The organism is Pantoea sp. EA-12, from assembly GCF_030053355.1.
GTDB lineage: Bacteria > Pseudomonadota > Gammaproteobacteria > Enterobacterales > Enterobacteriaceae > Pantoea > Pantoea vagans_C.
The window spans coordinates 1-12,829 of sequence record NZ_JASGBY010000014.1 but is presented as its reverse complement, the minus strand read 5'-3'; the positions used below and the strand labels follow the sequence as shown (position 1 = coordinate 12,829).

Genomic DNA, 12,829 nt, shown 5'->3' with positions numbered 1-12,829 from the left:
CATGAGCGAGGTTTTAACAGCGGGCGCAGTGCCCGCGGTCACACGCCCTAAGCGCCGGGTACTTAATAAATTTCTGCGCAACAAAAGCGCCATGATAGGTGCCGTTATCGTTGTGCTGTTTGTCGCCGTGGCGCTGCTGGCGCCCTGGCTGGCACCCGCCGATCCCATCAAGGCTAACTTCCTGGCGGTTCGCAAAGCCCCTTCGGCACTCTTCTGGTTTGGTACTGACGAACTGGGCCGCGATATTCTGTCACGCCTGATTTGGGGGGCTCGCACCTCACTGCTGGCGGGCTGCATCTCGGTGATGATCGCCATTTTGATTGGCGTGCCGCTGGGCTTGATTGCTGGCTACTGGCAAGGATGGTGCGACGGCATTATTTCGCGCTTTATCGAAGCTCTGCTGGCCTGCCCGTTTTTGATTCTGGCCATCGCCTTGGGTGCCTTCCTGGGACCGAGCCTCTCTAATGCGATGATCGCGATTGGCCTGTCGGCGATGCCGATTTTTGCCCGCCTGACGCGAGGCCAGGTGATCGCCATCCGCCATGAAGAGTATATCGACGGCGCTCGTGCCATTGGCTTGCCGGATCGCTGGATCATCCTGCGCTATGTGCTGCCCAACGTGATGTCTCCGATTCTGGTGCAGGCCACCCTGGCGATCGCCTCCGCCATCATCACCGAAGCCAGCTTGTCATTCCTCGGCCTGGGCCAGCAGCCGCCTTCCCCTTCATGGGGAGCGATGCTGAATACCGCCAAAGGCTATCTGGAGCAGGCACCCTGGATGTCGATTTTCCCAGGTCTGGCTATTTTTCTCACCGTGCAGGGCTTCAATCTATTGGGTGACGGACTGCGCGATGCGCTTGATCCGCGCAATGACTCACACTAAGGAACCGTTATGAGTGATTTGGATTTCAACGTTAGCTACGCCTCACACCGCGCCCCAATGATGGGACGCAATGCAGTGGCCACCTCACAGCCGTTGGCGGCACAAGCCGGCATGCGCATGTTGCAGCAAGGCGGTAATGCAGTGGATGCCGCGATTGCCACCGCCATGGCGCTCACCGTGCTGGAACCCACTGGCAACGGCATTGGCAGCGATGCGTTTGCGATTATCTGGGATGGCAAACAGCTGCACGGCTTGAATGCCTCCGGTCGCTCCCCCGCCACCTGGAGTGCGGATCGCTTTGCCGGGCACAGCACCATGCCGGAAATCGGCTGGGAAGCAGTGACCGTTCCCGGCGCGGTTTCCGCCTGGGTCGCGCTGGCCGAGCGCTTCGCCACCCTGCCGCTGACCACACTGGCGCAACCGGCCATCGAATATGCCCGTGATGGTTTCCCGGTTTCGCCGTTGATTGCCCATCTGTGGCAGCGCGGTTACAACAAACTAAAAGCCCAGCCGGGCTTTACCGCATGCTTCGCGCCGGAGGGCCAACCCCCGCGCGCGGGTGAACTGTTCCGTAACCCGGCACAGGCTGCGACGTTGCAGAAAATCGCCGAAACGCGTGGTGAAGCGTTTTATCGCGGCGAACTGGCGGAGAAAATCGTGGCCTTTGCCGAGCAACATGGCGCAGCGCTGAGTATGGCCGACCTCAATAACCACCGCGCTGACTGGGTCGATTTGCTGTCACGCCCCTTTGCCGGTGGATCGGTGCAGGAACTGCCGCCGAATGGTCAGGGCATCGCCACGCTGATTGCATTGGGTATTCTGGAGCAGTGGGATATTGGCCGTTATCAGCCTGATTCAGTGCCGTGGCTGCATCTGTCGATTGAGGCAATGAAGCTGGCACTGGTGGATTTAGATCGCTACGTGACGGATTACGATCATCTGGAATTCCCGGCAGAGCTGTTACTGAGTGACCGTTATTTGCAGCAGCGTGCGCAGCTGATCAATCCTGACCAGGCCGGTGATTTTACCTTCGGTTCACCGCAGCAAAGCGGCACCGTCTACCTCTCAACCGCTGATGCCAGCGGCATGATGGTGTCGTTTATCCAGTCCAACTATATGGGCTTTGGCTCTGGCGTTGTGGTACCGGATACCGGCATCAGCCTGCAAAACCGTGGCTGCGGTTTCTCACTCGATCCACAGCATCCCAACGTGGTGGCCGGCGGGAAACGTCCTTTCCACACCATTATCCCGGCATTTGCGCTGGATGCCGCAGGCCAACCCTTGATGTCATTCGGCGTGATGGGCGGACCGATGCAGGCGCAGGGGCATTTGCAGCTGGCGTTGCGCATCATGCAGCATAAACAGAACCCGCAGGCGGCGATTGATGCCCCACGCTGGCGTGTCGAGCAAGGCCGCGCGGTGGTGGTGGAACCAGGGATTGATCGTAACGTACTGGCGAAGCTGCGTGAGATGGGGCACCAGATTACGGTGGAAGATCCGCTGCAAAGCTACAATTTCGGCGGTGCGCAGGCGATTGTGCGCGATCCGCAAGGCTTCTACATCGCCGCCACCGAAAGCCGCAAAGATGGGCAGGCACTGGTGTTTTAATCTCGGTGCGCATTAATGCGCACCCTACGAAAAATCACATCCAACTTTGTGAGGTCGCCATTTATGGCGACCGCCAGCCGTTGTACACGCCAGGCCATTGCACTATTCTTTAGGACCATTCCCACTGAATCGTATATATAGCCATAACAGGAGTTCAACATGGCGTCAGGATTATCCCGCATCTGGATGCGTACCGGCATGCTTATGGTCAGCGCACTGGTAGTGCTGCAACTTACCGCCTGTGGCGATAAAGAGGGCGATCAACGTAAAGCCTTCACCGATTTCCTGCAGAACACCGCCATGCGTAGCGGCGAACATCTGCCCAGCCTGAGCGAAAACCAGAAGCAAACCTTCGGCAACTACGCCAGCGACTACGCCATCCTGTATGGCTTCTCTCAGCAGGCCAACCAAGCGGTTGAACAAGGCATGCGTCCCGTGGTGGATGAGCTGGCGGCAATCCGTGTACCGCAAGATTATCTGACCCGCCGTGATTCACTGCGCCAGGCGAGCGGCAACCTGAGTGTGCTGTCGCAACAGATTCAAAGCGCCAAAATGCAGGCCGACAGCAGTAAAGCCACGCTAAAGCAGCCCGACGATCTGAAAAAAGTGTATGACAACGTGTATGCCAAAGTGGTGACGCAGCCTGCCAGCACCCTGATTCCCCTGTTACCTCAGCTGCAGGCATTGAGCCAGGCGGCGGTGCAAACCGGTGACTATCTGCAGTCACAGGGCACTCGTGTGAGCTTTAACGACGGTGGCGTGCAGTTCCCAACCCAGGATCAAGCCACGCAGTACAACACGCTAATGAGCAACCTCTCCAGCAATGCACAAGCACTGACCCAAGCGCAAAATGCGGTGCAGGGTGGTTTGTAACCGCGCGATGTAACCTGTTGCCGGGCGACCAGAAGGTCGCCCCTACAGCCGTTATCCCTCCTTCCATCTTTTCAGATTTTTCGTCACTTCCTTACAGCTGTCTTTTCTGCCTGGCCAGAGTGTGATCTGGCGCATTTTCGACCAAAAAATGTTTGTGATCCAAATCACATTTACGAGACAAACCCCACCCTTGCAAAGGTGACTTAAGTCACATTTATCACCTTGTTTTGCTTAATATTTCGCCAGCGTACTTTTCTTACACCCCAATAGTGTGATCTGTGTCACCTTATAGCACCCCAATCACCCCAATATTGCGTGATCTGCATCACACTTATCCCGGACGCTACGCAGCGTAATAAACTAGTGCTAGAGTCCGCGTGCATACAGTGATGCCACGGCCCGCGCCGGAATGGCTCAATAAAAGTCTTAACAAAAACAACCGCGCTCTTATTGCAGCGCGTCTCAATAAGGGGTGGGTTTATGTCCTCATCAGCGAAGGTCAAGGTCCAGAGCTTTGGTCGTTTTCTGAGTAACATGGTGATGCCAAACATCGGTGCGTTTATCGCCTGGGGTATCATCACAGCACTGTTCATCCCAACCGGATGGATTCCAAACGCAACGCTGGCGAAACTCGTCGGCCCAATGATTACTTACTTGCTGCCGCTGTTGATCGGTTTCACCGGTGGACGTCTGGTGGGCGGCGATCGCGGCGGCGTGGTCGGTGCAATCACCACCATGGGCGTGATTGTCGGTGCAGATATGCCGATGTTCCTCGGCGCGATGATTGCCGGTCCACTGGGCGGCTGGGCGATCAAAACCTTTGACCGTATGGTTGATGGTAAGATCAAAAGCGGCTTCGAGATGCTGGTTAACAACTTCTCAGCCGGTATCATCGGTATGCTGCTGGCGCTGCTGGCGTTCATCGGCATCGGTCCGTTGGTAGAAGGTTTGTCGCACATCCTCGCGGCGGGCGTAAACCTGATGGTACAGAACAACCTGCTGCCATTGACTTCGATCTTTGTTGAGCCAGCGAAAATCCTGTTCCTTAACAACGCCATCAACCACGGTATCTTCTCTCCTCTGGGCATCCAGCAGGCGAGTGAAGCCGGTAAGTCTATCTTCTTCCTGATTGAAGCTAACCCAGGCCCGGGTATGGGCGTGCTGGTTGCTTACATGATTTTTGGTCGCGGTAGCGCCAAACAGTCTGCAGGCGGTGCGGCGATCATCCACTTCCTCGGTGGTATCCACGAAATTTACTTCCCGTATGTGCTGATGGCACCGCGTCTGCTGCTGGCAGTTATCCTCGGTGGTATGACCGGTGTGTTCACCCTGACCGTGCTGAACGGCGGCCTGGTGTCTCCTGCTTCTCCGGGTTCAATCCTGGCTGTGCTGGCGATGACACCAAAAGGTGCTTACTTCGCTAACATCGCTGCCATCATCGCCGCGTTTGCCGTCTCCTTCGTGGTCTCTTCTATCCTGCTGAAAACCAGCAAAGTGAAAGAAGATGACGATATCGAAGCCGCGACCCAGCGCATGCGTGATATGAAAGCGCAGTCAAAAGGCCAGGCCGTTGCCGGTTCGCCAGTGATTGCCGATGCCAACAGCGTTGATGTAACCCACGTGCGTAAAATCATCGTCGCTTGTGATGCCGGTATGGGTTCCAGCGCCATGGGTGCAGGTGTGCTGCGTAAGAAAGTGCAGGATGCCGGTCTGAGCAATATTTCGGTGACCAACAGCGCGATCAACTCGCTGCCAGGGGATGTTGACCTGGTGATCACCCACCGCGATCTGACCGAGCGTGCGATGCGCCAGGCACCGCAAGCGCAGCATATTTCGCTGAACAACTTCCTCGACAGCGCACTGTACAGCAACCTGACCGAGCGTCTGGTGGCGGCCAACCGCAGCGAAGCACATCGTGAGACGGTGCAGACCACGCTGGCAGACAGCTATGACGACGGCAGTGCCAACCTGTTCAAACTCGGCGCAAACAACGTGTTCCTCGGCCTGACCGCCAGCAACAAAGAGCAGGCGATTCGCTTTGCCGGTGAGCAGTTGGTAAAAGGCGGTTACGTCCAGCCTGAATACGTCGAAGCAATGCTGGAGCGTGAGAAGCTGACCCCGACTTACCTTGGTGAGTCTATCGCCGTACCGCACGGTACCGTGGAAGCTAAAGACCGCGTGCTGAAAACCGGTATCGTGTTCTGCCAGTATCCAGCCGGTGTGCTGTTTGGTGAAGAAGCGGATGACGTTGCGCGCCTGGTGATCGGTATCGCGGCACGCAACAACGAGCACATCCAGGTAATTACCAGCCTGACCAACGCGCTGGATGATGACAGCGTGATTGAGAAGCTGGCGAACACCACCAGTGTTGAAGAAGTGCTGGCGTTGTTGTCGCCTAAAGCGTAAACCACGTTTTAACTCCCTGGGGCGGGCAAGCCCGTCCCACATTTCCGGGGCGGATTTGCCCGCCCTTTCGTCATTTGATATGGGTCAAATTTATGAAAGCGTTACATTTTGGAGCAGGTAACATCGGCCGCGGTTTCATCGGTAAGTTACTGGCTGATGCCGGTATTGAACTGGTGTTCGCGGATGTCAATCAGGTGGTTCTTGATGCCCTTAACGCCCGTCATGAGTATCCGGTTCATGTGGTTGGCGAGCAGGCAAAAGTTGAAATGGTGACCGGCGTCAGCGCCGTTAATAGCACTAGCGACGACATCGTGACGCTGATTGCTGAGGTTGATATCGTTACCACGGCGGTTGGTCCGCAGATTCTGGAGCGCATCGCAGGTGGTGTCGCGAAGGGGCTGGCCAAACGCAGCGATAACGGTAATGTCCGTCCGCTGAACATCATCGCGTGTGAAAACATGGTGCGCGGCACCAGCCAGCTGAAACAGCACGTGTTGAAAGCATTGCCAGAGCAGTATCACGCATGGGTAGAAGCTAACGTTGGTTTCGTTGATTCCGCCGTGGACCGCATCGTGCCGCCATCTGAAGCCGGCAGCAACGATCCGCTGGAAGTCACCGTGGAAACCTTTAGCGAGTGGATCGTCGATAAAACCCAGTTCAAAGGCGCACTGCCGAACATTCCGGGCATGGAACTCACCGATAACCTGATGGCGTTTGTGGAACGCAAGCTGTTCACCCTGAACACTGGTCATGCCATTACCGCTTATCTTGGTCAGTTGGCCGGCCACGCCACCATTCGTGATGCGATTCTCGATGAGAAAGTGCGTGCCGTGGTTCAGGGTGCGATGCAGGAAAGCGGCGCGGTGCTGATCAAGCGTTACGGTTTTGACGCCGATAAGCACGCGGCCTATATCCAGAAAATCCTCACCCGCTTTGAAAACCCGTACCTGAAAGACGATGTTGAGCGTGTTGGCCGCCAGCCGCTGCGTAAGCTGAGCGCCGGTGACCGTCTGATCAAGCCAACGCTGGGCACGCTGGAGTACAGCTTGCCGCACGCCAGTCTGGTTCAGGGCATTGCCGCCGCCATGCATTATCGCAGCGAAGCCGATCCTCAGGCGCAAGAACTCGCTGCGCTGCTGGCAGAGAAAGGCCCACAGGCCACGCTGGCGGAGATCTCTGGACTGGACGCCAATAGCGAAGTGGTCACCTCTGTGGTGAGTGCTTACAACGCTATGGCATAATGCGCGCCCTTTAATAGCTCATTCGGGCACGGTGGCCAACCGTGCCCGTTGGCGGTATCTGAACGATGCAGGCAATAATGGAAGAGAAGCAAGCTTTTGAAAACCGGGTGCTAGAGCGCCTGAACGCCGGTCGATCGGTGAGAAGCTTCCTGATCGCCGCCGTTGAGTTACTCGCCGAAGCGGTGAACCTGCTGGTCTTGCAGGTGTTTCGCAAAGACGATTATGCCGTTAAGTATGCGGTGGAACCCTTGCTGCTGGGTGATGGCCCGCTGGGGGAACTCTCCGTGCGCCTGAAGCTAATCTACGGCCTGGGCGTGATCAATCGCCACGAATATGAAGATTGTGAACTGTTGCTGGCGCTACGTGAGGAGTTGAATCACGACACCAGCGATTACCGCTTTACCGACGATGAAATTCTGGGCCCCTTTGGTGAACTGCATTGCGTCGTGGCCTGGCCACCGCAGCCCGACTTCACTCGTGAAGACGATGCACTGCGCAGTATGCAGCAGCAACGCTATTTGCAGATGGTGCGTTCCACCATGGTGCTGTCGTTGACGGAGCTGATTTCCCGTATATCGCATAAGCAGGCGTTTAAGAAACCTGCGGTTTAGGCAAATCCCCGCTTTGCTGCAAATTCACCCCAATTTGATGTATCCTTTGCCTGTTTTCCTTAACGAGTTTCCCCCTGATGAAAGAACAAGAAAAAGCCGAGATCAAACGCCTCAGTGACCAGTTGGACGCGTTGAATCGCAAAGAACCGCAGCTGCTGGAAGCGGGCGATGCCGAAAAGCTCGGCGAGCTGTTGAAAGAGAAAGAGACGCTGGTGCAAGAGATTGAGCGTCTGCGCGGCGTGCGTGATGAAAAGCTGAGCAAAGAAGCGCAGCAATTGCAGAAACTGGGCTTCAGCCGTGAAATCACCAAGAAAGAACAGGCTAACATGGGCGCATTAAAGAAAAGCGTGCGCGGCCTGGTGGTGGTGCATCCGATGACCGCGCTGGGGCGTGAGATGGGGCTGAAAGTGATGACCGGCTACGCGAAGCAGCCGTTCTGATACGTGATTACGCGGCGTGTGACACGTCGCGTTCTATGCCGCCTGCGGCCAGCAGCACTTGTTCACTGAGCGTATCCAGCATGGCGTAACGGCGGCGATACTCTGCGCGTTTCTTGCTGACAATCTCTTCAAGATCCTTCCGCTCCATACGCAGTGGCAGCGTAAACATTTCATCCTGACGCATTTCCCCGCCCAGTGAGCGCCAAAACTCGCTGTAGCTGGCAAAGAATTTGTCGCCCTTGCTGTGACGATAGCGCAAACTGCGAAACACATGAGTGGTATCCCCCACCGCCGTGATAGCTTGTACGCCGCACTGCTGCGCTAAAATAAACACCGCTTCCATCAGTAAACGTTTCGGGAAAACACCCTGCGCGGCTTTTGTCGCATCACGGATCACATCATTTGATATGTGTTTACGCGGCCCCTGTAATCCACCAATCAATAATGTTCGCGTGTTTTTTTCCTGAATGATGGAAAATGAGAGTGAAGCAATATTCATGTCTTGATAATGCAGCGTCAGGGTTATTTCACCTTCACGATCAAAATGTCCCGGACAGCAGTGAATAACAAACGCCTCATCATTTTTTCCCGTAAAGGCAGCAATCACGTTTTTTGCCGGGCTTAACATCAGTTGGCGCAGGCTGGCATTATCCAGCTGGTTCATCAACTGGTAATGGTCCAGCAGCGCTTGTGCACGCTGTGCCACACTGAAACCGGCACACAGATAAGGGCGATGCGGTTTGGCAGGCAGTAAACCCTGCATACTCAACAGCTGTGGCAGAAACGGCAGCTTCGCCAGTTCGTTGAGATAATTAAAGGTGGTAATTGGGAATACCAGAGATCGTAACGCATATTTAAAGCGGAACATTTTGCTGTTCCATAATTTATCCGGTGTGACTTTGCCACTGATTAACGGAAAAAACAGCGCGGTCGACGAATCATTATCCGTCACAGAGGTTGTGATAGTAGACATAGTTATTTTAGCTTCGCGAGATCGACTGCGGCTACTGTATGCCCCAAATTATCAACGACAGGTTAATAACGACCGTCACGACACTATCAGCGGGGGAAATATCGGAGTGGTTGAAGAAGTGTTTAGATTTCGTAAAGAAGAAACCGGTGAAACAGGTTCACCGGTTGAGCACGATGGCGGGATTACTTAGCAGCAGCGAAAACTGCAGCCGCTTCGTCCCAGTTCACCACGTTCCAGAACGCTTTGATGTAGTCAGGACGTTTGTTCTGATACTTCAGGTAGTAAGCGTGTTCCCACACATCCAGACCGATGATTGGGGTACCTGATGCGCCAGAGATGGCTTCACCCATCAGTGGGCTGTCCTGGTTAGCAGTTGAAACCACAGCCAGTTTGTCGCCCTTTTTCACCAGCCACGCCCAGCCTGAACCGAAACGAGTGGTAGCGGCTTTCTCAAACTCAGCCTGGAAAGCTTCAACGCTGCCGAAATCTTTTTCGATAGCCGCTTTCAGTTCGCCCTGCAGCGAGGTGCCCAGTTTCAGGCCTTTCCAGAAGAAGCTGTGGTTAGCGTGGCCGCCCGCGTTATTACGCAGTGGGCCTTTTTTGTCTGCTGGCAGCTGATCCAGTTTAGCGATCAGTTCTTCAACCGGCAGGTTAGCGAATTCGGTCCCTTCCAGCGCTGCATTGGCGTTGTTAACGTAAGCCTGGTGGTGTTTAGAGTGATGGATTTCCATCGTCTGCTTGTCGAAGTGCGGTTCCAGTGCATCGTATGCGTAAGGCAGGGATGGCAGTGAATAACTCATGTTCTTCCTCTCCATTTAATGTTTTGCAGCATCACCTTCGCAGTGTGCCGCGTAAGCAGTCGGATCATTATAGTTAAAATCATGATCTGGAAAAGGGTTATCAATGCCTTAGAAATGATAAGGATTTGATGATTCTGGAAAAAGGTGCGCACAGACCGCTACACACCTTCTCATGGGGGGTTCTTAGCGGCCTAATTCGGTCAGAGATTTGTCCAATGCGCCGACCAGCCAGTCGATATCCGCTTCCTGGAACGCCAACGGTGGACGCAGCTTCAGCACGTTACCGTATGGCCCTGCCACCGAGGTCAGCACATGGTGATCGCGCAGCTTCTCAGTGAGGTCCAGCGCCAGTGCTTTATCCGGGGTTTTGCTCTCGCGGTCCTGTACCAACTCGAAGCCGATAAACAAGCCCGCGCCACGCACATCACCGATGCTGTCATGGCGATCCATCAACTTCTGCAATTCGGTCAACAGTTTGGCACCCACCACGCGGCTATGCTCCTGCAAACCTTCTTCTTTAATCACGGTGAGCACCGCCTGCGCGGCGGCCATTGCCACCGGGTTACCGCCAAAGGTATTGAAGTAAGGGATGTCGTCACTGAACGCCGCCAGCACATTACTCTTCGCCAGCAGTCCAGAAACCGGAATACCGTTGCCCATTGGTTTGCCAGTGGTCACCACATCCGGCACCACGCCGTGACGGGCGAAGCCCCAGAACGCATCACCGGTACGGCCAAAACCGGGCTGCACTTCATCGGCAATGAAAATACCACCGTTGGCATGTACCACATCCACCGCTTTCTGCAGGAAACCTGCTGGATTCGGCAGCACACCATCGGATGAGAAGATGGAGTCGGCGAGGAAGCCAGCAAATTTAATGCCGTGGGCTTTCATGTCGTCGATTTGCTTCTGAATTTCATTGGCGAACCATGCACCCAGATCCGGAGCATTTACGCGGTAAGCATCCGGCGGTGACACTAAGCGCGTGGTTGCCGCCAGCGGTTGGCCGCTGCCCAGCGCTGGAGAGACGCCCGAGGTGAGATCGCTGGTGCCATGGTAGGCTTCCTGCGACACGATAATCCCGGTACCGCCACTGAAGGCACGCGCGATACGAATTGCCAGATCGTTCGCTTCTGAACCGGTACACATATACATGGCGCGGTCGATGGCATCCGGTGTGGTGGCCAGCAGCTCATCGGTGTAATCCAGAATGCGTTCATGCAGATAGCGCGTGTGAGTGTTCAGCATTTTCATCTGCTGATTGACGGCTTCAATCACCGCTGGATGGCAGTGCCCAATGCTCGCCACGTTGTTGTAGACGTCGAGGTATTTGTTACCTGCGGCATCCCACAGATATTGGCCTTCACCGCGCACCAGATGCACCGGCTTACGATAGAACAGGCGATATGACTCGCCCAACACTTTGCTGCGCTTGTCTGTCAGCTTGCGGGTTGCCGCATCCAGACCGTCGGCGTGCTCAGCACGAAAACTGTTGGTGTCCATGATGGTGGAACGTGTAGCCATGATAACTCCCGTTGCGAAGGTGAAAGGGGTGCATGATGTATGACCGTTTGCAGACATCATGCCTGCTTTACTGAGAAATGCAACCAAATACACAAATACAACCAAATACACATGACGCCGTGATGACACTCAGGTAAGCTTAGGCTCAGATCATTAGGCTACAGGGAAATGTCATGCTGCAGGAAACCCGCTTACACCGCATTCGCGCCCTTCTGACTACGCAACATCAGGTCAGTACGGAACGCATTATTAAAGAATTGGGCATTTCGCGGGAAACGGCACGGCGCGACATTATCGAACTGGAAGCGCAAGGGTTAGCCCGCCGCGTACACGGGGGGTTGGTGGCGATGGACAGCCAGCCGGAGCCTCCGTTACAGGTGCGCCGCAATGCGCAGGCAAAAGAGAAGCGCGCCATCGCCGTGGCGGCTGCACAGCATTTACAGCCGGGCCAGACGCTGTTTCTCGATGCAGGCACCACCACCACCATGCTGGCAGAAGCGCTGCGCACCATGTCTGGCCTGACGATTATCACCAACAGTTTGCAAGCCGCCCTGGCGTTGAGCGCCGCTGAAGAGCATGAGACGTTGAATAATCAGGTGATTTTGCTAGGCGGTATGATGATGGCGGGCGCACAGCAAACACGTGGTGAGATGACGGTGGGTGAGATTTACCGCTATCGCGCCGATGTGGCGCTGCTTTCACCAGTGGGCATTGACGCCAAAAACGGCGCCAGCAGTTTCCATCCGCACGAAGCTGCCATTGCCCGCGCCATGGTGCAGCAGGCCAGTCGCACTATCCTATTAGCCGACCACAGCAAACTCGGCGTGATAAGCCGGACGGTGTACGCGCCCATCAATGAAGTGGATCTGCTGATCTGCGATGGCGGCCCGGCAAAAGCGGGCGCACTGGTAGCATTACAAAAAGCGCTGCCCGACGTGCAGGTGGTTTAACGCCATTGATGGCGTGATACATGCAGTTAAGCACTCAGGCTGCCTATTGATAAGTGGCCTGTCTTTTCAGTGCGGGCTCTGCCGCCACTACTGCCCCCTCTGGGCCGTCCTCGCGCCGCTGACGCGGTACCTTCGACTTCCACGTCGTGCCGGACGGACCGTTCACGGATGACCATCCATGGTCGGCCGCGAACTGCCCCACGCCTCCCCGCGTGGGGCTCCTGGCCCAACGTAAAAGTCTCAGCGCTGCGGATAACCCTGAGGGGGCAGTAGAGGCGTCATAGCCTCAGACTGTGTGCCCTTTTTGACAACCCGCACTGAAGCTAATGAGCAGGCTGGGGCCGCACCGGGGCAGGCATCCGCAGCGCTGAACGGAGAGAGTCTGCCAGGAGAGCCCGCAGGACGCGGGCGAAAGGTGGCGCTGGAACATGGATGTTCCATCGTGAACTGAACCCATAATGTTGGACTGTAAAACGACATAATGGGGATAAATCATGAAGCCAAAGTATTCCACTCAGTT

11 protein-coding genes are annotated in these 12,829 nt (G+C 55.6%); 8 read left to right on the top strand and 3 right to left on the bottom strand.

Going from position 1 to position 12,829, the window contains the following annotated elements; translation table 11 throughout:
- Window position 1: 1 nt before the first annotated feature.
- The 7 genes from QMZ30_RS19165 to QMZ30_RS19135 all read left to right on the top strand — a co-directional run bounded on the left by QMZ30_RS19165 (window position 2) and on the right by QMZ30_RS19135 (window position 8,062).
- Entirely contained in the window at window positions 2-883 is an 882-nt protein-coding gene (locus QMZ30_RS19165) for an ABC transporter permease (RefSeq protein ID WP_283228603.1), read from the top strand.
- A gap of 9 nt (window positions 884-892) precedes the next feature.
- Window positions 893-2,491 (top strand): gamma-glutamyltransferase family protein, encoded by a 1,599-nt coding sequence (locus QMZ30_RS19160; protein WP_283228602.1) that lies wholly within the window; start codon window positions 893-895, stop codon window positions 2,489-2,491.
- A 159-nt stretch (window positions 2,492-2,650) separates the two neighbouring features.
- Complete coding sequence (locus QMZ30_RS19155) at window positions 2,651-3,364, top strand: DUF3053 domain-containing protein (RefSeq protein WP_039335026.1); 714 nt, start codon at window positions 2,651-2,653, stop codon at window positions 3,362-3,364.
- Window positions 3,365-3,844: 480 nt separating this feature from the next.
- Entirely contained in the window at window positions 3,845-5,770 is a 1,926-nt protein-coding gene (locus tag QMZ30_RS19150) for a PTS mannitol transporter subunit IICBA (RefSeq protein ID WP_283228601.1), read from the top strand.
- Window positions 5,771-5,862: 92 nt separating this feature from the next.
- The gene (gene mtlD / locus QMZ30_RS19145; RefSeq protein WP_039335031.1) at window positions 5,863-7,011 is read left to right on the top strand and encodes a mannitol-1-phosphate 5-dehydrogenase; all 1,149 of its coding nucleotides are present in this window, start codon (window positions 5,863-5,865) and stop codon (window positions 7,009-7,011) included.
- A gap of 65 nt (window positions 7,012-7,076) precedes the next feature.
- Window positions 7,077-7,622: a mannitol operon repressor MtlR gene (gene mtlR / locus QMZ30_RS19140; protein ID WP_197063363.1), complete on the top strand. Its 546-nt coding sequence runs from the start codon at window positions 7,077-7,079 to the stop codon at window positions 7,620-7,622.
- A 77-nt stretch (window positions 7,623-7,699) separates the two neighbouring features.
- Window positions 7,700-8,062, top strand: coding sequence for a YibL family ribosome-associated protein (locus QMZ30_RS19135; RefSeq protein ID WP_283228600.1), 363 nt, complete (start codon window positions 7,700-7,702; stop codon window positions 8,060-8,062).
- Window positions 8,063-8,069: 7 nt separating this feature from the next.
- On the opposite strand, the gene QMZ30_RS19130 is transcribed toward QMZ30_RS19135, so the two are convergent.
- The 3 genes from QMZ30_RS19130 to QMZ30_RS19120 form a co-directional block, all read right to left on the bottom strand.
- Window positions 8,070-9,035 (bottom strand): VirK/YbjX family protein, encoded by a 966-nt coding sequence (locus QMZ30_RS19130; RefSeq protein ID WP_283228599.1) that lies wholly within the window; start codon window positions 9,033-9,035, stop codon window positions 8,070-8,072.
- A gap of 182 nt (window positions 9,036-9,217) precedes the next feature.
- The gene (gene sodA / locus QMZ30_RS19125; RefSeq protein WP_283228598.1) at window positions 9,218-9,835 is read right to left on the bottom strand and encodes a superoxide dismutase [Mn]; all 618 of its coding nucleotides are present in this window, start codon (window positions 9,833-9,835) and stop codon (window positions 9,218-9,220) included.
- Between the two features lie 183 nt (window positions 9,836-10,018).
- Window positions 10,019-11,359 (bottom strand): aspartate aminotransferase family protein, encoded by a 1,341-nt coding sequence (locus QMZ30_RS19120; protein ID WP_283228597.1) that lies wholly within the window; start codon window positions 11,357-11,359, stop codon window positions 10,019-10,021.
- 173 nt (window positions 11,360-11,532) lie between these two features.
- Between QMZ30_RS19120 and QMZ30_RS19115 the strand changes: the two genes are divergently transcribed.
- Window positions 11,533-12,309, top strand: coding sequence for a DeoR/GlpR family DNA-binding transcription regulator (locus tag QMZ30_RS19115; RefSeq protein ID WP_283228596.1), 777 nt, complete (start codon window positions 11,533-11,535; stop codon window positions 12,307-12,309).
- Window positions 12,310-12,829: the final 520 nt, after the last annotated feature.